General features: G+C 72.4%; 14 protein-coding genes. 9 read left to right on the forward strand and 5 right to left on the reverse strand.

The window, feature by feature from the left end:
- The first annotated feature begins 127 nt into the window (after positions 1–127).
- Both HHX35_RS04505 and HHX35_RS42475 read left to right on the forward strand, forming a co-directional pair.
- Positions 128–2,332 (forward strand): serine/threonine-protein kinase, encoded by a 2,205-nt coding sequence (locus HHX35_RS04505; protein WP_182897678.1) that lies wholly within the window; start codon positions 128–130, stop codon positions 2,330–2,332.
- Between the two features lie 245 nt (positions 2,333–2,577).
- Positions 2,578–3,912, forward strand: a complete 1,335-nt coding sequence (locus HHX35_RS42475) for a cellulose-binding domain-containing protein (RefSeq protein WP_310738889.1) — start codon at positions 2,578–2,580, stop codon at positions 3,910–3,912.
- Between the two features lie 19 nt (positions 3,913–3,931).
- On the opposite strand, the gene HHX35_RS04515 is transcribed toward HHX35_RS42475, so the two are convergent.
- Positions 3,932–6,181, reverse strand: coding sequence for an MMPL family transporter (locus HHX35_RS04515; RefSeq protein ID WP_182897679.1), 2,250 nt, complete (start codon positions 6,179–6,181; stop codon positions 3,932–3,934).
- 107 nt (positions 6,182–6,288) lie between these two features.
- Here HHX35_RS04515 and HHX35_RS04520 point away from each other — a divergent pair, with 107 nt between their 5' ends.
- The 6 genes from HHX35_RS04520 (at position 6,289) to HHX35_RS04545 (ending at position 15,020) form a co-directional block, all read left to right on the forward strand.
- The gene (locus HHX35_RS04520) at positions 6,289–6,828 is read left to right on the forward strand and encodes a TetR/AcrR family transcriptional regulator (RefSeq protein WP_182897680.1); all 540 of its coding nucleotides are present in this window, start codon (positions 6,289–6,291) and stop codon (positions 6,826–6,828) included.
- Positions 6,829–6,946: 118 nt separating this feature from the next.
- Complete coding sequence (locus HHX35_RS44490) at positions 6,947–9,553, forward strand: AAA family ATPase (protein ID WP_182897681.1); 2,607 nt, start codon at positions 6,947–6,949, stop codon at positions 9,551–9,553.
- A 389-nt stretch (positions 9,554–9,942) separates the two neighbouring features.
- A complete protein-coding gene (locus HHX35_RS04530; protein WP_182897682.1) occupies positions 9,943–12,108 on the forward strand; it encodes an HNH endonuclease signature motif containing protein in 2,166 nt (721 codons plus the stop codon).
- A 273-nt stretch (positions 12,109–12,381) separates the two neighbouring features.
- Positions 12,382–13,704, forward strand: a complete 1,323-nt coding sequence (locus HHX35_RS04535; protein ID WP_182897683.1) for an alkyl sulfatase dimerization domain-containing protein — start codon at positions 12,382–12,384, stop codon at positions 13,702–13,704.
- An 81-nt stretch (positions 13,705–13,785) separates the two neighbouring features.
- Positions 13,786–14,622 carry a HipA family kinase gene (locus HHX35_RS04540; RefSeq protein ID WP_182897684.1) on the forward strand — a complete coding sequence of 279 codons (837 nt, stop codon included), beginning with the start codon at positions 13,786–13,788 and terminating at the stop codon, positions 14,620–14,622.
- Positions 14,619–15,020, forward strand: a complete 402-nt coding sequence (locus HHX35_RS04545; RefSeq protein WP_182897685.1) for a DUF3037 domain-containing protein — start codon at positions 14,619–14,621, stop codon at positions 15,018–15,020. Before HHX35_RS04540 ends, HHX35_RS04545 begins: the two co-directional genes overlap by 4 nt.
- 71 nt (positions 15,021–15,091) lie before the next feature.
- On the opposite strand, the gene HHX35_RS04550 is transcribed toward HHX35_RS04545, so the two are convergent.
- From HHX35_RS04550 to ispG, 3 genes are all read right to left on the reverse strand, one after another.
- A complete protein-coding gene (locus tag HHX35_RS04550) occupies positions 15,092–15,934 on the reverse strand; it encodes a GNAT family N-acetyltransferase (protein ID WP_182897803.1) in 843 nt (280 codons plus the stop codon).
- Positions 15,935–15,990: 56 nt separating this feature from the next.
- Entirely contained in the window at positions 15,991–17,667 is a 1,677-nt protein-coding gene (locus HHX35_RS04555) for an alpha/beta hydrolase (protein WP_182897686.1), read from the reverse strand.
- Between the two features lie 124 nt (positions 17,668–17,791).
- Positions 17,792–18,958 carry a flavodoxin-dependent (E)-4-hydroxy-3-methylbut-2-enyl-diphosphate synthase gene (gene ispG, locus HHX35_RS04560; protein ID WP_182897687.1) on the reverse strand — a complete coding sequence of 389 codons (1,167 nt, stop codon included), beginning with the start codon at positions 18,956–18,958 and terminating at the stop codon, positions 17,792–17,794.
- Positions 18,959–19,294: 336 nt separating this feature from the next.
- Here ispG and HHX35_RS04565 point away from each other — a divergent pair, with 336 nt between their 5' ends.
- Positions 19,295–20,428 (forward strand): lytic polysaccharide monooxygenase, encoded by a 1,134-nt coding sequence (locus HHX35_RS04565; RefSeq protein WP_310738890.1) that lies wholly within the window; start codon positions 19,295–19,297, stop codon positions 20,426–20,428.
- A gap of 63 nt (positions 20,429–20,491) precedes the next feature.
- On the opposite strand, the gene dxr is transcribed toward HHX35_RS04565, so the two are convergent.
- Positions 20,492–21,679 carry a 1-deoxy-D-xylulose-5-phosphate reductoisomerase gene (gene dxr, locus HHX35_RS04570; protein ID WP_182897688.1) on the reverse strand — a complete coding sequence of 396 codons (1,188 nt, stop codon included), beginning with the start codon at positions 21,677–21,679 and terminating at the stop codon, positions 20,492–20,494.
- Positions 21,680–21,843: the final 164 nt, after the last annotated feature.

Raw genomic sequence — 21,843 nt, forward strand, 5'->3', positions numbered from 1 at the left:
CCCCGCGGAAAGTCCGAGCTTGCGAGGAGTTTTCGTGGGTGGGGCGACAACGCAGCGAGGCGCCGCCTGGGCCACGCGCAGCAGGGCTTGATTTGTCAGAGACGACCTAATCCGAGGGGGCGGCGTCATGAACGCCTGGTCGGTACCGGGCTACCGGGAGGTGCGCGAACTCGGCGCGGGCGGCGCCGGGCGGGTCGTGCTGGCGACCTACGTGACCACCGGCGCCTACGTCGCGATCAAGTACCTGCGCGAGGAACTGCGGCGGGACCGGCGCTTCCTCGCCGGGTTCCGGCACGAAGCCCGGGTCATGGTGGAGCTGAACGATCCGAACATCGTGCGCCTGTACGAGTACGTCGAGGCGCGCGACGGCGCGGCGATCGTCATGGAACTCGTCGACGGGGTCTCGCTGCGCAGGATCCTCGCCGAGCACGGCTCGACCAGCCCGGAGGCGGCGCTGGTCGTGCTGAAGGGCTCGCTGGCGGGCCTGTCGGCCGCGCACGCCGCGGGCATCGTCCACCGGGACTACAAACCGGAGAACGTGCTGATCCAGGCCGACGGCAACAGCAAGCTGTCGGACTTCGGCATCGCGACACCGAGCGGCTCGCCGGAGACCACCGCGGGCACGCCGCCCTACATGGCCCCCGAGCAGTGGTATGGCGGGCCCGCCGGCCCGGCCGCCGACGTCTATGCCGCCACCTGCGTCTTCTACGAGTGCCTCACCGGGCGCCGGCCGTACCGGGCCGGCGATCTGACGGCGCTGCGCATGCTGCACCGCAGCGCTCCCATCCCCGCGGCGGACGTGCCGGGCTCGGTGCGGGGCCTCGTCACGCGCGGCATGGCCAAGAACCCGGCGGACCGGCCGCCCACGGCACGGGCGTTCATCGCCGACCTGGAGACCGCCGCGACCGCCGCGTACGGGTCCGACTGGGAGCAGCGGGGCCGCCGGCACCTGGCCGAACTCGCGACCCTGCTGGCGCTGACGTTTCCCCTGGCCGCTCCGGCGGAGCCGGTCGAGGCGTCCACGTCCCTCGCCCAGACCGTGCTGTCCGAGCGGCTCTCGCGCTTCGCGCCCCGGTTCGCCATCGGCGCCGCCGTGCTGTCGGCCGCCGTGATCGCGGCGGTGGTCGCGGCCAACCGGCAGACGCCGGTCGCGCAGGACACCCTGCTCACACCGCCACCGCACAGCGCCCCGGCGGCGCTTCCCCCGGCCCCGGACTCGGCCGAGACGGTCCCGCCGGCCGCGCCCGACGAGACAGCGCCCGACGACACAGCGCCCGGCGAGTCCGCACCCGGTGAGACGGCGCCGGACGAGACCTCGGAGGCCGCTTCAGGACCCGCCGATGCGGGGCCGGACGAGAACGCCGGGACGACGCCGCCCGAACTGTCCGGCACGCCGGTGTCGTCCGTGTCCACCGGACCGGCCGTGCCGCCGGGACCTTCCGGGCCGCAGGGGAGCGCCACCCCCTCCCACATGGGGGCGACCGCGTCGCCGGCACCGGCGCGGGTGACCGATCTCGGCATCGCGGCGTTCGACGGTCAGGCGGTCACGGTCGACGTACGGGCGAGCACCGCGGCCCGGGTCCTGCTCACCGCGCGTTTCGCCTCCGGGCCGTCGCCGGACGCGCTCGCCGCCGCGCCGTCGCAGATGGTCGGGCTGCGGGGCGCGACGTCCTATCACATCGGCCTGCAGCAGCCCTTCCCCTCCCCGGCCTGCGGAACCACCGTCTACAGGCGGGTCGAGGTGTCCACGGTCCCCGCCGCACAGGGAGGAACCCGTACGCGCACGCGGAAACTGGCCGGGCCGCCCTGCCCGGCCCCCGCGGTCGAGGGCGTGGCGATCGATGATTGGGACGGCAGGACGGCGGCCGTGACGGTGCGGACCTCGGGCAAGGGCCCGGTCAGGGTCTCCAGCATCTTCACGCGCGACGGCCGCGTGGCGGCGTCCGACACCCGCACGCTCTCCGGCCGCACGTCCTACTCGTTCACGGTGGCCGCCGGCCTCGGCACCGTGGAGTGCGGGAAGAGGGCCGTGTTCGGGGTGCGCGTCACGACCGAGCCGGCCGATCCCGGCGGGCCACGCCAGGCCGAGGCGCGGGTCACCGGTCCCCGGTGCCCGAAGCCGCAGGAGTCGCCCTCGGAGCCTGCGAAGGAGAGTCCGGGTCCGGCGAAGGATCCCTCCCCTGCGGCGAGCCCCGAGCCGCCCGAGTCCCGCAGCCCAGAACCACGCGACCCCCAGACGAAGAGCCCAGAACCACGCGACCCCGAGCCGAAGAGTCCCGAACCGAAGAGTCCCGATCCGCAGGACAGCCCGCCCCCTCCAGTGATCTCCTGACCCTGCGACGACGAGCAGGGGATTGAAATATTCACCGTCGTCCTGACGGCCGGCCTTTCACACGCTTCCCCGAAGCGCCTGCTCAACAGGGGATTCACGTCGCGAGGGGAACAGCGAGAGTATCAAGTTCCTTGACTCGCCCTTTCGTGTCGGGGTTGACTCGCGACTCCAGGAGCCCACCACCCGTCGACATCGGCGTCCTGAAGTTGTTAGCGCTAACACCCGTTGTCTCGGAGGGAAAGCCCGTGCGACTTGACAGCTCTTTCCGCCGGCGGTCGCGGCTGTCCGCTGCCGCCGCCGTGCTGCTGACGGCCGGCGTCACGGTGACCGCGGCCCATGTCGCGTCGGCGGCCACGGCCGGATGCGAGGTCAGCTACACGGTGACCAGCGAGTGGCCCGGCGGCTTCGGCGCAAGCGTCAGCGTTCGCAACCTCGGCGACGCGATCAACGGCTGGAGGCTGACCTGGTCGTTCCCCGCCGGGCAGGCCGTCACCCAGCTGTGGAACGGCTCCTTCACCCAGTCGGGCTCTCAGGTCACGGTCACCAACGCCTCCTACAACGGCGGCATCCCCACCGGCGGCAGCGCCGGCTTCGGGTTCAACGGGAGCTGGAACGGCTCCAACCCCGTGCCGTCCGGCTTCGCCCTGAACGGCGTCACCTGCACCGGCGGCGTCACCTCACCGTCCCCCACCCCGACGCCCACTCCCTCGCCGTCTCCCTCCCCAACGCCCACGCCCTCGCCGAGCCCCAGTTCCTCCCCAAGTGCCAGTGCCTCCCCGAGTGCCAGCCCCACGCCGCCGAGCCGTCCTGCCATCGACAACAACTTCCCGGTCACGCGGGAGGGCGCGTACGGCACCAACCGCTACACCGTGTTCCGGCCGTCGAACCCCTCTGCCGTCGGTCGTGCCATGCCCGTGCTGGTCTTCGGCAACGGGGCCTGCGCGCACACCAACGGGAGCGAGGTGATCCAGGCACTGACGTTCATCGCGGCCCGCGGGTTCGTCGTGGTGGACACCGCGTCGGTCGACGGCTCGTCGAACGGCGTGCAGAGCGGGTCCCCGATTCCGTCGCTGCTGACCGACGGGATCAGCTGGGCCGAGCGGGAGAACGCCCGCAGCGGCTCACCGCTCTACCAGCGCCTCGACCTGTCCAGGGTCGCCGCCGCCGGCCACTCCTGCGGAGGGCTGGAGGCGCTGGTCGCCGCCCAGGACCGGCGGGTCAAGAGCGTCGTCTCGCTGGACAGCGGGTTCTTCGCCGACGGTTCGTTCGGATACCCCCGCTCGGAGCTCTCCAAGCTGCACACCCCGGTGATGTTCATGGACGGCGGGCCCTCCGACATCGCCTACGACAACACCCGGGCCAACTACGACCTGGCCCAGGTGCCGGCCGTGCTCGCCGAGCAATCGCAGGCCGGTCACGTCGGGTTCATCACCGGCGCCCAGATGAGCGAAGGCATGACCGCGGTGGTCCAGTTCCTGGACATGACGCTCAACGGCAACGCCACGGCGCGGTCGTACATCCTGGGGCCCTCGGGCCTGGCGACCCGGCCTTCCTGGGCGGTCCGCAGCAAGAACTTCTGATCCCTCACGCGAATCGACGTCAGGCGCGGGCGTGCCCGCCCGCGCCCACCAGTTCGGGCTCCGCCTCGGCGGGCGCGCCGTCCTCCTCGTGGCCCTCGATCGACAGGTTCGGCAGGATCCTGTCGAGCCAGCGCGGGATCCACCAGTTGAGCCGGTCGAGCAGCACCATCGTGGCGGGCACGAGGAAGCCCCTGATCAGGGTCGCGTCGACGGCGATGGCCACGGCCAGCCCGACGCCGAACACCTTGACCAGAGGGTCGGGGTAGGCGATGAACGCGGTGAACACCGCCACCATGATCAGGGCGGCCGAGGTGATGACGCGGCCGGTGGACCCCAGTCCCTCGGCCACCGCGCTCCGGTTGTCCCCGCTGCGCGAGTAGGCCTGCCGCACGGAGGTCAGCAGGAAGACCTCGTAGTCCATCGACAGGCCGAACAGCACGGCGAACAGGATGAGCGGCACGTACGTGTCGATGGGCACCGGGAAGAACAGCGTGGCGAGGTAGGACCCGTCGGCCGAGGGCGGGGGGTCCATGCCGACCAGGCGGCTGCCCAGGCCGTGGGAGAACACCACAGCGAGGGCGCCGAAGGCCGCGCCGAGCGAGACGAGGTTCATCACCGCCGCCTTGATCGCGACCAGGGGCGCGCGGAAGGCCAGCAGCAGGAGCAGAGCGCTGAGCAGCACGACGATGCCGACGACCAGCGGCGTCCTGCCCATGATGCGGTCGCCCGCGTCCGCCAGCCCGGCCACCTCGCCGCCGACGTGGACGTGCGCCCCGGGCACCTCGATGGCCCGCACCCGCTTCACCACGTCGAGGGCCCGCGGGTCGCTCGGCGCGTAGTCGGGGACGGCCTGGATGAGCACCGAGCGGCCGTCCTCGTTGACCTTCGGCGGGGCGACGAAGGCGACGCCCTCGGTGTGCTCGACCCGCTGCCGCAGCACCTGCACGACCGGGTCGGGCGGCGTCGAGTCGGCGATCTTCTGGTCCAGTTCGGCCACGACGACGAGCCCGCCGTTGGCCCCCGGGCCGAAGCCCGCCTCGATCAGCTCGTACGCCCGGCGGGCGGAGGTGCCCTTGTCGCCGTACCCGTTGTCGAGCGGACCGAGCTTGATCGTGGCTGCCGGGGCGGCCAGCGCCGCCAGCACGACCACGGTGACGGCGAGCACCCGCCAGGGACGGCGCGCCACCCAGACGCCCAGCTTGGCCCAGCCCGTGGCCGGGCCGTCGCGGCGGGTGGTGCGCCCGGCCAGCGGCAGCCGCAGCGCGTTGATCCGGTGCCCGAGGAGGCCGAGCAGCGCCGGCACCAGCGTGATCGAGGTGAGCACGGCGCACACGACCGAGACGCCGGTGATCCAGCCGAGCGTGCGCAGCAGCGGGAAGCCGGTGAGCATCAGCGCGCTCAGCGCGATCACGACCGTGCCGCCGGCGAACAGCACGGCCCCGCCCGACGAGGCCGCCGTGCGCCGGACCGCCTCCTGCACCGGCACGCCGCCGGCCAGCAGCGTCCGGTGCCTCGACAGCAGGAACAACGCGTAGTCGATGCCGACGCCGAGGCCGATCATCGTGGCCAGGATCGACGCCGTCGAGGGCACGTCCACGACGTGCCCGAGCAACGCGATGAGGCCGAGCCCCACGCCGATGCTGATGAGCGCGGTGAAGATCGGCACGAGCGCGGCGACCAGCGTCCCGAAGGCGAACAGCAGCACCAGCAGCGCGAAGACGACGCCGGCGATCTCGCTGGCACCGGTCTTGATCTGCTTGTCCGCGGGTGTGGAGCTGTCGGAGGGGACGACCTCGATGCCCGCCCGCACCGCCGGCGCGGCGACGGCGACGAGCTGCTCGGAGGTCTGGGCGAGCTTGGTGGTGTCCTGCCCCTTCAGCCGTACGGTGATCATCCCGATCCGCAGGCTGGACGACATGCCGCCCATCCGGTACGGCGTCTCCACCTCGGCGACGTGCGGCGTACGCCGCAGCGCGTCCAACGACCGCTCGACGGCCTGTTTGCGGGACTTGTCGATCAGCGTGCCGTTCGCGGTGTAGAGAACGAGCTGCACCGTCCCGCCGGGGTCATACCCCGGTCCGAAGCCCTCGCGCATGAGCTCGTGCGCCCGTTGCGCGTCGGTGCCGGGGATCGACACGTTGTTGTTCACCGGCCGGCCCCACACCAGGGTGCCCGCCGTCAACAGGCCCGCCGCCAGCACCCACAGGGTCAGCACGATCCAGCCGTGGCGTGCGCACCATCCACCGAGCCGCCCCAGTAGTCCGCTCATCGCCGTCCGTCCCGGGTAGCATGTCCTCACGGCCGTCCTGTACGGCCGTACAAAACGAGGGTAAAAGGATTTGATCGGCGGCGAGCGTCGCGCCGGAAAATGAGACGATGACCACACTCGACCAGGGCAACGCGACCCGGTCCCGCATCCTGGCCGCGGCCCGCGACCTGTTCGCCGAGCGGGGATACGCCGCCGTGTCGCTCGCCGACATCGCGGCGGCGGTCGGCCTGACCAAGACGGCGGTCGCCTACCACTTCCACCCCAAGGACCGGCTGGCGGCCGAGATCATCGCTCCGGCCGCCGACGACCTGCTCACGCTGCTCGGCAGCGAGTTCTCCGGCCACCGGGAGTTCCTGCGCGCGTTCACCGCCTTCGCCGTACGGCACCGCGCGGTGATCCGGCTGCTCACCGAGGACATCGGCGGCGCCGACAGCGCCCCTCCCGGATCTCCGGGCGAGGCGATCAGGGAGTTCGGCCGTGAACTGTTCATCCGCCTGGCCGGGCCCGACCCCTCCCCCGGCACGCGCGTACGCGCCTGGGCCGCCCTCGGCGCGGTGCAGTCCGGTGTGGTGAAGACCGTGGACGTGCCCGCCGAGGTGGTCGAGGAGACGCTGACCGCCGCCGCCGTGGCCGTGTTCGAATCTTGATATACCAACCCCCTTGCGATCACTCTCGGAGCGCGTCACATTTCGTGTGAACGTTCAACATTTCCGCCGCGTCCTACGTGACACCAGCGGACGGACGCGAAGGGAGTGACGGCCAGCCGTGGACGTACCGGCCGTCGGGGAGGGCCGCGCGGGCGCGCTCGGCCAGGTGGTCTCGGCTCTGTCGAAGACGCCGCGGACCGTCCTCGTCCTCGGCGAGCCCGGCATCGGGAAGACCCATCTGCTCGGCGAGGCCGCGGCGCGGCTGAAGGGCTTCCGTGTGCTGCGCGGTCAGGCCCGCGAACTGGACGGCGGGCGCGCCTACGCCCCACTCGTCGAGGCGCTCGGGGCAGTGGGCGGCGAGGCGGCCGACGTCCTGTCCGGCCTGCTCGACGCGATAGACCAGGCCGCGCTCGGACACCCCGCCGCGGCGCCCGGCGCGATGGCCGCCCGGCTGCTGGAGTCGCTGCCCGGCCCCACCCTCCTCGCCATCGACGACCTGCACCTGGCCGACGCCGACACCCTGAGCGTGCTGCGGGCCCTGCCACGCCGCCACGACGCCGTCGCGATCCTCGGCACCGCCCGCCACCCTCCCCCGCTCGACGTGGACCTGTCGATCCGGCTCCAGCCGCTGACGATGACCGAGGTCGCCGAGCTGGTCACCACGCTGCTCGGCCGTACGCCGAGCGACACCGTCCTGCGGCGGATCCACGTCGCGAGCCGGGGCAACCCGTGGTTCGCGCAGGAGGCCGTGCTGGCCCTGGTGCAGGGCGGCGCCGTGCGCTCGGCGGATCCGGGGGCGCGGCGCGGCGCGATCCTCAGCCGGCTGTTCCAGCGCGACCGGGGCGGACGCGACCTCGCCCGCGTGCTGGCCGCGCTGTCGCGGACGAGGGAGGCCGCCGATCTCCCCGCGCTCGCCGAACTGGCCGGGCTCGACCCCGATCAGGCCGAGCGCGCCTTCGACGCACTGGTCAGGGACGGCGTCGTCACCAGGAACGGCGAGGGCTACGCGCTGGCGCACCCGCTGGTGGCGGAGGCGCTCTACGACGACCTCGGCGCCTCCGGCCGGCGCGAGGTGCACCGCCGCATCGCCGACATGCTCGATGGCGAGGGGCTGACCGGGACCAGGCGGGTCCTGGAGTGGGCCACCCACATGGCCGAGGCGGGGCCGCCCGCCGAGGCCCTGCCCGCGGTGCTGCGCGCGGCCGAGCTGACCCGCTGGACCGCACCGCTGTCGGCCGCGCACTGGTACGGCAAGGCCGCGGAGCTGTCCCCCGAGCCCGGCGAACTGCTGGCCAGGCAGGCTCTCGCCTATTGGAAGGGGTCACGTCCCGCGCTGGCGCTGAACTCGGCACAGCGGGCGCTCGCCGCACTGCCCTCCGGCCGCCGCCGCACCCGCGCCGCCTACACCGCGGTCGGCGCGGCCCACGCGATGGGCTGGTATGAAGTGGCCCTCGACGTGGCCCGCCGCCAGATCCCGAAGGCCGACGACGCCTCGGCGCTGCTGGCCCAGCAGGCGCTGGTCAGCGCGGAGATGGGCCTCCACAGCAGGGAGGCCGCCCGGCGGGCCTGGGAGGGCCTGTCCGACTGCCCGCCGCAGGACCGCGCGATCACGGTCGGCTATCTGGCCATCCACGCGCTCGTGCGGGGCGACTGGGCCGAGACGCAGCGGGCGGTCGACGACCTGCTCACCTTCGCCGCCGCGCTGCCGCCGGGCGCCCGGCTCGCGTCGCTGGAGTCGGCGGCGCACGTGCTGGCGATCGCCGGGCTGCGCTCCCGCGCCGTCGAGGTGCTCGACCAGGCCGAGCAGATCCACCGCGGCCTCGGCTGGCACGACATCGCCGGACAGCACGTACGGACCATGGCCGTGATCCGGCGGATGGGCGGCGAGTGGGCACGGGCACTGGAGGAGATCGCGGTCGCGGGCCGGGCACTGGCCGAGGCGGGCCTTCTGGAGAACCTCGCCCTGCTGCGCAACATGGAGCTCGACATCCTGCTCGACCAGGGCAGGCTGGACGCGGCCGCCCGGGTACTCGCCGAGCCCCCGCCCGGCTCCGCGCTGCAGCAGGGCATGCGATGCGTGCTCCGCGCGCGCCTGGCGCTCGGGCGGGGCGACATCGCCGCCGCCCGGCGCGAACTCGACAGCGCCCTCGCGTACGAGGTGCCCGAGGTGGTGCACCGAGCCCTGGCGGTCAAGGTGCTGGTGACGGGAGCGGCGGGCGACGACGTCGGCTGCCGGGCGGCGGCCTCCCGGCTGGACGAACGGTCGGTGAACGGCACCCCCCGGGCCCGGCTCGCCGCCGACCTGGCGGTGGGCTGGGCGTTCCGGGATCGCGCACGGACGGGCGCGGCGCTGGAACAGGCCCGCGCCGACGGCCTGCCGTTCGAGGAGGCCCGGGCCCGGCTGGTCCTGGGCGCGCTCGGTGACACGACGCAACTCCCCCGCGCGCACGCGATCTTCACCCGGCTCGGCGCGGCGCCCTGGGCGGCGCTGTCCGAACGCCGCCTGCGGGAGGCCGGGATGGTCCCCGAACCGGCGGGCCGCCTCACGCCCGGAGAGCGCCGCGTCATCGAACTGGTCGCCGACGGGCTGAGCAACCCTCAGATCGCGGAGGAACTGCACTACAGCCGCAAGACCGTGGAGGTCTATCTCACCCGTGTCTACGCGAAGACCGGCCTGCGGTCGCGCGTCGAACTCGCTCTGGCCGTCGAACGCGGTGAGCTGTGACGCCGGATCGGTTGTGACTCCACGTTTGTGGTGGTGAGAGCTTGGATCGATAGTGTGTTCGAGATAGGGTAAGGGCAGCCGTTACAGGTGAGCAGCCGTTACAGATGAGCAGCCGTTACAGATGAGCAGCCGTTACAGATGAGCCTAGTGGGCGGGCCCTCGGTGGCCGTACGCCGTGTGTTGAGCCGAGTCTGCGTGAAGGAAGTCCCGGTCCGGGCGGCCGGGAACCGTTCAGTCGCCTTCGTCTCCGCTCCCGGGGGTCACGCGCCGTGTCCGCGCCACAATCGCCGTCCGCTCTCACGCGGCCGTCCTCACATAGTGGGGACGGGACGCCGTCGGCGATTCCTCAAGGGCTGGCGGCGATGCCGCCCGGGGCCGAACTCGCCCAGATGCTGGCCGACATCGATGTGGAGCGAGTGTCGGGGTTCGACACCGTCGAGGTGCTCAAGGCCGCCTACCGCCAGTCCTGCCACGACCGGGCGCGGTTCCTGCACACGCTGCTGGAGGTCGGGCTGCGCGAGCAGTTCACCGGCGACAGCGTGGTCCGCCTGGAAGTGCCCGACGAGTTCGCTCCCGATGAGGCCCGGGCGGCGCTGGTATGGTCCCGCCGCCGGGCGGACTCGGCGTTCGATCTGGCGTGGAACCTGCACCGCCGCCTTCCTGCTCTCGGCGAGGCCATGCTGGCGGGAGAGCTGGACGAGCCACGGGCGTCGGCCTTCATCCGCTGGACGAGCGGTTTGACCGACACCCAGGCCGGCTGGGTCTGCGAGCGCCTGATCAGCCGCGCCCCGGCCTGGACGGTGGGAGAGCTGATCGAGCACATCCAGCGTCTCGTGCTGGCCATCGACCCCGATTGGGCGGAGAAGCGCTACAGGGAGGCGGTGCGCAGGCGCCGCATGGTCGGCATGCGCAACGACGACGGCACCGCGACGGTTTCGGGTCTGGATCTGCCTCTTGATCGGGCGGTGGCCGGCTGCGAGCGCATCGACGAGCTGGCCCGCGCCTGCAAACGCGCGGGAGACCACCGTCCCGTCGACCACATCCGTGCCGACCTCTTCCTGGGCAGCCTGGACGGCAGCTTCGAGGGCCTGTCCGACACCGAGATCGTCTTTCACGTCCGCACCCACCCTTTCGTGGATGCCGCCCCCTCCGACGCCTCAGCCGGCTCCCCTGACATCCGCCCCACAGACCAGGCCACCGAGCCCGATGACGCGGCCGCCACCGAGTCCGCCACCGAGTCCGATGACGCGGCCGCCGACGGGGCCGACGCCGAGACCCCTGACGAGCCCCGCGGCGCGCGGTGCTCTGGGACCCGCAGTCGGACACGCCCTGAAGCCACCTGTGAGACCGGCGGCTCGACCGGCGCCGGAATCCACGGCGAGGCGCGCGATGGAGATCCCACACAGGATCGCGCCGAGAGCCACGCCGACGACCACGTCGGCGCCCCTGTCGCCAAGGCCGACGACACAAGCGACGACGAGACCACTGACCACGACGAGAGCGCCCCCGCTGCGCAGGCATCGTCAACACAGGCAAGGTCGGCACAGGCAATGTCAGCGTGGGCCTCGTCGATGCGGGCGTGGTCGGTGCCGGAGATACGCGTGAAGCTCACCACCCTGCTCGGCCTCGACGAGCACCCGGCCCAGCTGCCCGGCTGGGGCATGGTCCACGCCGTTCAGGCCCGCCGGATCGTCGCCTCCATGCTCCCCGGGCAATGGCGCTTCGCCGTCTGTGCCGACAACGGGCATCTGCTAGTGACGGGCATCACGGGCCGGCGCCCCTGCCCGCCCGCGCAACGGCCCGCACGCGATGCGCGACGCGGCGGCATCGTCGAGCTCCAAGTCACCGTCACCCAGCTTCGCGAACTGGCCGCCGCAGCCGCCGCCACCGGTGTCTGGGCCCCCCTGATCGCCGACCTGGCCCGCCATGCCCAGCTCGCCGAGCCCAGGCAGCCGGAAGCCGGCCGCCCCGGCGCTCATCCACCCGACGCGACCGGGTCCGCCGAGTCCGCCGAGTCCGCCGGTCGGCGGCATGCCGGTGCGGCCTTACGCCGATACGTCCAGATTCGGGGCCGGGTCTGCTCCTGGCCGGGCTGCCGCATGCCTGCCAGTCGGACCGACCAGGACCACATCCATGCCTGGGCCGACGACGGCGCCACCACTGCCGACAACCTGCACCTGGCCTGCCGCCACGATCACCGCGCCAGGCACTTGGGCGGCTGGCGGGTCACCTGGGCGGGACCCCATCTGATCGTCTGGACCAGCCCGCTCGGACACGTCTACCCCAGCCCGCTGCCGAAGATCATCCAACCTGCCCCCGAACCCCGGCCCCGCAACTGGCCCGCCGCTCCGCCCGGACGCCTGCCCGCCGACCCTGCCGGAGCACCGAACACGATCATGGCTCCATACGGCCCTCTGGCAAATCCCAGCGGCGGACGTCATGGCACGACCAGCGGTGAGGCGGACGGCGAAGGCATCCACGCGACCAGAGAGCAGGTCGACGACCAAGCCGGAGGAGCTTCCTTCAAGCACGATCGCGAGACGCCGCCGCTTTAGACGCCACTTGTCCTTGGCACCGCTCATCAGGACAGCGGTGTCGCCGATTCTGCTCGTGACCCGCGCGGCACTGCCCGAACGGCACTGCCCAGACGGCACTGCCTCCGCGCGGGTGCGAGGCGCGGGCGCGAGGGGCAAGGCGCGGGCGCGAAGGTGAGGCGCCCACGGCAGCGAGGGGCGAGGCACGGGTGTGAGGGCAAGGCACGGGGTCAGCGCGGACATTAGGGATCTCCCTACTGTGCACGGTCCGCCCGGAGGATCAGGCTCTTGACCATGGAATCACCGATCCTTTCGTACGCCGACGAGGTCTGGCGTGGTTCGGTGCGCCCCGAGGACGTGCCCTACGCGGAGCTGCGCCGCGACGGAGTGCAGGAGATCGCCTACGGCGTGGCGATGTGGCCGGCGTGCGGCAACGTGTACGTCGTCCGCGGCGAGGACGGGCTGGGTCTCTTCGACACGGGCGACGCCCGTGAGGCCGAGCAGTCGTACCGCGCGATCAGGAAGTGGTCGGCCGAACCGCTCAAATACGCGATCTTCTCCCGCAGCCGGGCCGACCGGCTGGCCGGGATGGAGGAGTTCGACGCCGAGCCGGGCCCCCGCCCGCTGGTGGTGGCGCAGGAGGGGCTGGCCCACAGGCTCGCCCAGCGGGGCAGGACGGCCGGTTACAACGCGGTTGTAGACCTGCGTGAGCAGGGCTTTCCCCGGATGGTCTGGCCACCGCCGCAGCGGCTCCCCGATCTGACCTACCGCGACCGGCTGTCCCTGTCACTGGGAGACGTCACCTTCCAGCTCTCCCACTCCCGCGGCGACACCGACGACGCCACCTGGGCGTTCCTGCCCGAGCGGGGCGTGCTGCTGACCGGAGACCTGTTCGCCTGGACGGTCCCCGGGGCAGGCGACCCACAGCGGATTCAGCGCTATCCGGACGACTGGGCGGTGGCGCTGCGGGCCATGGCCGCACTCGACGCCGACCTGCTGCTGCCCGGGCGGGGGCTGCCGATCCGCGGGCCCGAACGGGTCCGCCGGGCGCTCACCGACACGGCCGACTATCTCGACAGCCTGGTGGAGCAGACGCTCGACCTGATGAACGCCGGCGCCCGCCTGGACGAGATCCTGCACTCGGTCAAGCCGCCGCCCGCGCTCGCCGGGCGGCCCTACCTGCGCGAGCGCCACGACGAGCCCGAGTTCATCGTGCGCAACATCTGGCGGCTGCACGGCGGCTGGCACGACGGCAACCCCGCCAACCTCAAACCCGCACCGGACGCCGTGTTCGCTCGCGCGGTCGCCGAGCTGTCGGCGGGCGCGGCGTCGGTCGCGGGCCGGGCCGTCGCCGCGGCGGCCGACGGCGACCTGCGCCTGGCCTGCCAGCTCGCCGAGCTCGCCGCGCAGGCCGAGCCGGAGAACCGGAGGGTGCACGAGATAAGGGCTCTCGTGTACGCGCTGCGGGTCCAGCAGGAGCGCGGCTCGATCGCACGCGGCGTGTACGCCTGGGCCGCCGCCGAGTCACGCAGCAAGATCACCGGCATGGATCTGCTCGACGTCTACCACGACGTCGCCGAGGGCCGGATGTGGTGGCTGCCGAGCAAGGCCAACTGAGTCGGCCGAACTGGGTCGGCCGGGCGGCCGGCGGGCGCGTGGAGGGGAGCGCCCGCCGGTCCTGCCGGTAGCCTTCCTCTCGTGCTCGAACAGATCACGGCGACCCGGTACGTCGCGCCCCTGCGCGAGGGCGGGTCGCTGCCCGGAGTCGTCGAAGCCGACGACCTCGGCACGTACGTCGTGAAGTTCCGCGGTGCCGGGCAGGGCCGGCGGGTGCTCGTCGCCGAGATCGTCTGCGCCGAACTCGCCAGGCGGCTCGGCTTCGCCACGCCGGAGCTCAAGGTCATCGACCTCGATCCGCAGCTCGGCGTCCGCGAGCCCGACGAGGAGATCCAGGACCTGCTCACGGCGAGCGCCGGGCACAACCTCGCGATCGACTTCCTGCCCGGAGCGCTCGGTTTCGACCCGCTCGCCTGGGAGCCCGACGCGGAGTTCGCCTCCCGGGTGCTGTGGTTCGACGCGTTCGTCCACAACGTCGACCGGAGCTGGCGCAACCCCAACCTGCTCGTCTGGCACGGTGGCGTGTGGCTGATCGACCACGGCGCTGCCCTGTGGTTCCACCACAACTGGCCGACGGCCGACCCCCGCCGCCGGTTCGACGGCCGCGACCACGTGCTCGCGCCGTTCGCGACGAAGCTGGAGCAGGCCGACGCGGACCTGGCCGGGCTCGTCACCCGCCCGCTGCTCGACGAGGTGACCGCGCTGGTGCCGGACGAGTGGCTGGAGGACGAGCCCGGCTTCGCGGACGCGCAGGCCGTGCGGCGGGCCTACACCGAGCACCTGCTCGCCCGGGTCGCCGGGCCCCGCGACTGGCTGCCCGGCCCCGCCATCGGCACCGCCGCTCCCGCGCCCCGCCACGGCGAGCGGAACGCGACGATCGGCGGTTTCTGGCGTGCGGCGCGAGAGGGCGGCCGATGAGCGACCTGGACGTCTACGAGTACGCGGTGATCCGCGTGGTGCCCAGCGTGGAGCGGGGCGAACTGGTCAACGCGGGGGTCATCCTCTACTGCCAGCCGCGCGGCTACCTGTGCGCGAGGGTGGAGCTGGACGAGGCCCGGCTGCTGGCGCTGGGCGCGCCGGTGGACCTGCCCGGCGTACGGCTGGCCCTGGCCGCCTACGAGCGGGCGTGTGGCGAGGAGGCGGGCCCCCTGTGCGGGGAGCCGCTGGGCGCACGGTTCCGCTGGCTCACCGCGCCGCGCAGCACGATCGTGCAGACCGGGCCGGTGCACGCCGGGCTGACCCGCGACCCGGCGGCCGAGCTGGACCACCTGCTGACCCGGCTGGTGCGACCGGCGCAGGCCGGCCTCAGCGCCTAGAACAGCACCCGGCTAGAACAGCACGCGCTTGAACGACATGCTCAGAACAGCGCCGGTCAGAACAGCGCCGGTCAGAACAGCACGGACATGAACGTGTCGACCTCCTGGAAGCCCACCTTGCGGTAGACGGCCCTGGCCGGGAGGTTGAAGTCGTTCACGTAGAGGGTGACGACCGGGGCGAAGTACTTCAGCGCCTGCTCGACCACGGCGGCCATGCCGGCCGCGGCGTGGCCGCGCCCGCGCAGCTCGGGGTGGACCCACACGCCCTGGATCTGGCACGCCTGCGGCGTCACCGCGCCGATCTCGGCCTTGAAGACCACCTGGCCGTTGTCGATACGCGCGTAGGACCGCCCGATGCGGATGAGCTCGGCGACCCTGGACCGGTAGAGAGCTCCGCCGTCGCCGTTGTCCGGGGAGACGCCCACCTCTTCGGTGAACATCGCCACGCAGGCGGGCAGCAGGATGCCGAACTCCTCGGGACGGACTCTCCGTACGAGCGGGTCCGGCTCGACGGCGGGCGCGGAACTGGTGGCCATGACCGGCTGCGCCCACCGGATCGCCCGGGCGCCGCCCCAGTGCGGCTCCAGCCGCTCCCAGAGCTGTTCCACGGCGTCGGCCGGGCCGACGATGGACGAGCAGCGACGACCCTGCTTGCGCGCCCGGTCGGCGAAGGCGTGCACGGCCTCGCGGGTGGCGTTCACGGGCACCAGGTTGGCGCCCGCGTAGCACAGGGACACCAGCCCTCCGCGCGGGCCGTAACCCCACATCTGACCGCCGAGCCGTGAAGGGCTGAGGCCGACGGCCCTGACCCGGGCCGCTACGAACACATTGGCGACCGGATCGGTGTCGAGGAGCGCCAGCACCTCGTCACGATCGCTGTCGTCGAGCACGCGCGACGCCGATGTTCGCAGCATCACGGGCCCAGCCTACGCGAACGGTTCGCGTTTGGGAGGTATCGGCCCGGCCGGGCTCACCGTACGGCGGAGGCGTGGGACGCCGTTCCCGGCGCACCCGCCGCGACCTTCATCAGCGCGGCGCGCGGCTCCGGCTCTCCCGGACAGGTCGCGTCGGCACCCCGCTTGCCTCTGCGCTGCGGCAACAGCGCCGCATCGCGCAGGTAGGCCGCCAGTTGCCGGTCCACGCAGGCGTTCCCGGCGAGCGACACGCCGTGGTTGCCGCCGCCCGAGGTGAGCAGGCGCGCGGTCGGGAACAGGCGGCGCATGCGCAGCGCCCCCTCGTACGGCGTGGCGGCGTCGCGCTCGGCCTGGATCAGCAGGACCGGCGGCAGGTGCGACGTGCCCACCTTGACCGGTGTGCCGCCCTTCTCGGGCCAGAAGGCACACGGCGCGTTGTAGACGGCGTTGGGCCAGGCCATGAACGGCGCCTCGGTGTGCGCCCGGCGCGTGTCGGCCCGCCAGCGGTCCCAGGATCGGGGCCAGGCCGCGTCGCGGCACTCCACACCCAGGTAGACCGCGTAGGAGTTCTCCTCCTCCGCGTCGATCTCGGCCTCCAGGTGGAACAGTTTCACCAGGACCGAGGGGTCGCCGTTGCGGACGTAGGACGAGAAGGCGGCGCCCAGGTAGGGCCAGAGCCGGTCGCTGTAGGCGCCGTTGGAATAGACGTCGTCCAGTTCGCTCGGGCCCACGACCCCGCCCGCGGGCCTGTCGTGCAGGCGGGAGCGCATGGAGTACCACGCGAAGGACACCGCCGCCTGCGTCGCGCCCAGCTTGTAGACGTCGTCGTGTTCGGCCACCCAGGCGAGGAAGTCGCGGTGCCGCCGGTCGAAGCTGTGGTCCTGGGCGATGTTGGCCTCGTACCAGACGCCGTCGGGGTCCACCACGCTGTCGAGCACGAGGCGGCGCACCCGCTGCGGGAACAGGGTGGCGTAGACCGCCCCCAGGTAGGTGCCGTAGGAGTAGCCGAGGTAGCTGATCTTCTCTTCGCCGAGCGCCGCGCGCACGGCGTCCATGTCCCGCGCGGAGTTCTCCGTGGTCAGGTAGGGCAGGAACCAGGCCCAGCGGTTGCCGCAGCCCTCGGCGTACTGCCTGGCCCGGCCGGCCAGCACCTGCTCCTCGGCGTCGTTCCTCGGCACGTTGTCCGGCCGGGGCGGCGCGTAGAAGCGGGCCGGGTCCACGCAGGAGATGGCGGGCTGGCTGGGCGCCACCCCACGCGGGGCGAAACCGATGATGTCGAACCGTGCCGCGACGTCCTTGGGCAGCCGTGCCGCGACGTACCTGGCCAGGCTGAGCCCCTCGCCGCCCGGTCCGCCGGGGTTCACCAGCAGCGCACCGAGATGGTTGCCGTCACGTGAGGCGGTGCCCTTGATCCGGTTGAGCGCCAGCGTGATCTGCTGGCCGTACGGCTCGCGGTAGTCGAGCGGGACGCGCAGCTCGGCGCACTCCTGCACCGGCTCCCGCCGGGCGCTCCGGCGAGCCGGCCGGATCGGCCGGATCGGCCGGGCAGAGCCGAGGCCGAGCAGGCCGCCGGAGGCCGACTTGGTCTCCGGCGGGCACTGCTTCCATTCGAGCGGACGCTGCGGCGGCCCCCAGTGCCCCGACCGGTCCGACCCGGCGGCCACCCCTTCCGGACCGACCAGCCCGGCGACCAGCGTCGCCACGCCCGCGATCACACCAACGACCCGCTTCACCGGCATTGCTCCTCTGCTTCCGAACAGCAGAGGACAGCTTCGCGATGTGATCGGCCATGTACGGTCCGTACTACCCGATCATTGCCATTGTGTAGTCAGAGCATTGCGAACTGTAATGCCGGGGTCAGCGGACGACGACCTCCGGACCGGCGGCCTCGTCCTCGTCGAAGTCCACGTCGACGCCCATCTCCTCGGCGAGGCGCAGAGCCTCCTCGATGAGGGTCTCGACGATCTGCGACTCGGGGACGGTCTTGATGACCTCGCCCTTCACGAAGATCTGGCCCTTGCCGTTGCCGGAGGCGACGCCGAGGTCGGCCTCCCTGGCCTCGCCGGGGCCGTTGACCACGCAGCCCATCACGGCCACGCGCAGCGGCACCTTGAGCCCGGTCAGCCCGGCCTGCACCTGCTCGGCGAGGGTGTACACGTCCACCTGGGCACGGCCGCAGGACGGGCAGGAGACGATCTCCAGGCCGCGCTCGCGCAGGCCCAGCGACTCGAGGATCTGCGTGCCGACCTTGACCTCCTCGACCGGAGGCGCCGACAGCGACACCCGGATCGTGTCGCCGATCCCCTCGGCCAGCAGCGCGCCGAACGCCACCGCGGACTTGATCGTGCCCTGGAAGGCCGGCCCCGCCTCGGTCACGCCGAGGTGCAGCGGATAGTCGCAGCGCTCGGCGAGCAGGCGGTAGGCCTGGATCATGACGACCGGGTCGTTGTGCTTGACCGAGATCTTGATGTCGCGGAAACCGTGCTCCTCGAACAGGGAGCACTCCCACAGCGCCGACTCGACCAGGGCCTCCGGGGTGGCCTTGCCGTACTTCTGCAGCAGGCGCGGGTCGAGCGAGCCGGCGTTGACGCCGATCCTGATCGGCACGCCGGCGTCGGAGGCGGCGCGGGCGATCTCGCCGACCTTGTCGTCGAACTTCTTGATGTTCCCGGGGTTCACCCGGACGGCCGCGCACCCCGCCTCGATCGCCGCGAAGACGTATTTGGGCTGGAAATGGATGTCGGCGATGACCGGGATCTTGGACTTCCTCGCGATGGCCGGCAGCGCGTCGGCGTCGTCCTGGGAGGGGACCGCGACGCGGACGATCTGGCAGCCGGCGGCGGTGAGCTCGGCGATCTGCTGCAGGGTGGAGTTGACGTCGGCGGTCAGCGTGGTGGTCATGGACTGCACCGAGACCGGCGCGTCCCCGCCGACGGGGACCGAGCCGACCATGATCTGGCGTGACACCCGCCGGTTGGCGATCGGCTGGGTCCGTACGGCGGGAATCCCGAGATCAACAGACATTTCTGCACCTTGTTGTAATAGGCGACGCCCGATGGGGGGCCCTCCCAGTCTAAGGAGTGCCGCGACGCCGGACGGCCCGAAACCTTTTCACGAGGAATGAAGGTTTCATGACCCGTGGCCGAAGGAAGAGCCGCCACCTGCGAGGACGGGCACGGTGGCCCTGGCACGGGTGGGCAGGCGGCGGAGGCCGACCTAGAGTCCGAATCGCGAGAGCGCTCTACGCACCACCTGGTTGGCAAGTCAACGGCTGTCCCCCCGGGCCGACGTGCTCGCGCCGTCGGCGGTGCCGTGCTGCACCACGAGTGCGGCAGCCATGACCACGCGAAAGGGTAGCCCGTGGGTAGACCACGAAGAAAACTGTCGAAAGCGACGATCGGCCTGATCGTCGCCGCGCTGTCCGCCCTCGTCTCCGCCGTCGTGCTCGCCTCCCCGGCGTCCGCGCACGGCGCCCCGATGGTGCCCGGCAGCCGTACCTACCTGTGCTGGAAGGACGGCACGACCTCGAGCGGAGCCATCCAGCCGAAGAACCCCGCCTGCGCGGCCGCGGTCGCCAAGGGCGGGACCAACGCGCTGTACAACTGGTTCGCCGTCCTCCGCTCGGACGGCGCGGGCCGGATGTCCGGCTTCATCCCGGACGGGCAGCTGTGCAGCGGCGGCGCGATCGTCTACGACTTCAGCGGTTTCGACCTCGCCCGCGACGACTGGCCGGTCACCCACCTGACGTCCGGGGCGACCATCGAGTTCAAGTACAACAAGTGGGCCGCGCACCCCGGCACGTTCCGGTCGTACATCACCAAGGACTCCTGGAGCCCCACCCGGCCGCTGGCCTGGAGCGACCTGGAGTCGACGCCGTTCGACAGCGTCACCAACCCGCCGAGCGTCGGCTCGGTGGGCACCGAGGACGGCCACTACTACTGGAACGCCCACCTGCCGTCGGGTAAGAGCGGCCGCCACATCATCTACACCGTGTGGCAGCGCTCGGACAGCAACGAGACGTTCTACAGCTGCTCCGACGTCGTCTTCGACGGCGGCAACGGCGAGGTGACCGGCGTCGGCACGGGCCCGAGCACCAGCCCGAGCCCCACTCCGCCCGTCTCCCCGTCCCCCGGAACCTCCCCCAACACCTCGCCGAGCCCGAGGGTCAGCCCTTCGGCGAGCCCGACCGCGGGCCCCGGCGGCTGCTCGGCCACCTACAAGGTCGTCAGCTCGTGGGGCGGCGGCTTCCAGGGTGAGGTGACGGTGAAGGCCGGCTCCTCGTCCATCGGCGGCTGGACCGCCACATGGACCCAGCCGAGCGGCGTCACGATCACGCAGGTCTGGAACGGCACGCTCAGCCAGTCCGGCAGCGACGTCAGCGTGAAGAACGTGAGCTACAACGGCAGCCTGGGCGCCGGCGCCTCGACCACGTTCGGCTTCCTGGCCAACGGATCGAGCGGCAGCACCCCGACGCTCACCTGCTCGGCGGCCTGACCCCGCCGGCCTGACCTCGCCGACCTGTGGCGCGGCCCGCCTGACCCGGGTCGCGCCACGGGCTCAGCTCGTCAGTTCGGCCGCCCGCGCCCTCGCCCACGCGTCCGCCGCGAGGACCTCCTCCACGGACGCCGCCGGGCCGGGGGCGTGGGCGGCCACCACGCGTTCCACCGTGTCCACGATGCCGAGGAACGGCAGGGCGCCCTTCAGGAACGCCTCCACGCACACCTCGTTCGCCGCGTTGTAGACCGCAGGCGCCGTGCCGCCCAGGGCGCCCACGTGACGGGCCAGCGCGACCGACGGGAACGCCTCGTCGTCGAGCGGCTCGAAGGTCCAGGTGTGGGCGGTGGTCCAGTCGACCGCCCGGGCCGCTCCGGGCACCCGGTCGGGGTAGGCCAGCGCGAGCGAGATCGGCAGCCGCATGTCGGGCGGGCTCGCCTGGGCGATCGTCGAGCCGTCGGCGAACTCCACCATCGAGTGGATGATCGACTGCGGGTGGACCACCACCTCGATCCGGTCGAACCCGATGTCGAACAGCAGATGGGCCTCGATCACCTCCAGGCCCTTGTTGACGAGCGTCGCCGAGTTCACCGTGATGACCGGGCCCATGCTCCAGGTCGGGTGGTTCAGCGCCATCTCCGGGGTCACGTCCGTCAGCTCGGCCCGCTTCCTGCCCCGGAACGGGCCGCCGCTCGCCGTCACCACCAGCCGCCGTACGGCCGCCGGGTCGGCCCCGCCCGGCCCGGCCGCCCACAGACACTGGGCGAGCGCGGAGTGCTCGGAGTCCACGGGGATCATCTGCCCCGGCCGGGCCAGGCGCTTGACCAGCGGGCCGCCCACGATCAGCGACTCCTTGTTGGCCAGCGCGAGCACCCGGCCCGCCTCCAGCGCGGCGAGCGTGGAGGTCAGCCCCAGGGCCCCGGTGATGCCGTTGAGCACGATGTCGCAGGGCGACGCCGCGACCTCCGCCACCCCCTCCGGGCCCGCCAGCACCCTCGCCCGCGCGCCCGCCGCCGACAGCGCCTCGCGCAGCGCCGGCAGGGCCGCCGGGTCGGCGACCGCCACCGCTTCGGCCCCGAAGTCGGCCGCCTGCCTCGCCAGCAGGTCGACCCGGCCGCCGCCCGCGGCGAGCGCGGTCACGCGGAACCGTCCGGCGGCGTTGGCGACGACGTCGAGAGCCTGGGTGCCGATGGAGCCGGTCGAACCCAGCACGACGACAGATCGGGGCTGCGGCAGGGATTGGGAGCTCATCCCCTCATTGTCTCCGAGACGGCCCGCGGGCCCGCAACGGCACGCGCCCGTACGCGGAACGGCCGGAGCTGAAGCGGACGGTGCTGCATCTCGCTGCGCATAAAGATGCAGGGGAGAAACAAGCACATATATGCCCGAATCTGCCCATAACCGTATCGGCAGAT

It is taken from the genome of Microbispora sp. H10830 (genome assembly GCF_014161375.1).
GTDB lineage: Bacteria > Actinomycetota > Actinomycetes > Streptosporangiales > Streptosporangiaceae > Microbispora > Microbispora catharanthi.

What these genes read in the sequence shown, in the direction of transcription:
- HHX35_RS04535 (WP_182897683.1), top strand. Translation starts at nt 12,382, where the DNA reads ATGGAATCACCGATCCTTTCGTACGCCGACGAGGTCTGGCGTGGTTCG.
- HHX35_RS04505 (WP_182897678.1), top strand. Translation starts at nt 128, where the DNA reads ATGAACGCCTGGTCGGTACCGGGCTACCGGGAGGTGCGCGAACTCGGC.
- HHX35_RS04515 (WP_182897679.1), bottom strand. Translation starts at nt 6,181, where the DNA reads ATGAGCGGACTACTGGGGCGGCTCGGTGGATGGTGCGCACGCCACGGC.
- HHX35_RS04530 (WP_182897682.1), top strand. Translation starts at nt 9,943, where the DNA reads ATGCTGGCCGACATCGATGTGGAGCGAGTGTCGGGGTTCGACACCGTC.
- dxr (WP_182897688.1), bottom strand. Translation starts at nt 21,679, where the DNA reads ATGAGCTCCCAATCCCTGCCGCAGCCCCGATCTGTCGTCGTGCTGGGT.
- HHX35_RS04550 (WP_182897803.1), bottom strand. Translation starts at nt 15,934, where the DNA reads ATGCTGCGAACATCGGCGTCGCGCGTGCTCGACGACAGCGATCGTGAC.
- HHX35_RS04520 (WP_182897680.1), top strand. Translation starts at nt 6,289, where the DNA reads ATGACCACACTCGACCAGGGCAACGCGACCCGGTCCCGCATCCTGGCC.
- HHX35_RS04545 (WP_182897685.1), top strand. Translation starts at nt 14,619, where the DNA reads ATGAGCGACCTGGACGTCTACGAGTACGCGGTGATCCGCGTGGTGCCC.
- ispG (WP_182897687.1), bottom strand. Translation starts at nt 18,958, where the DNA reads ATGTCTGTTGATCTCGGGATTCCCGCCGTACGGACCCAGCCGATCGCC.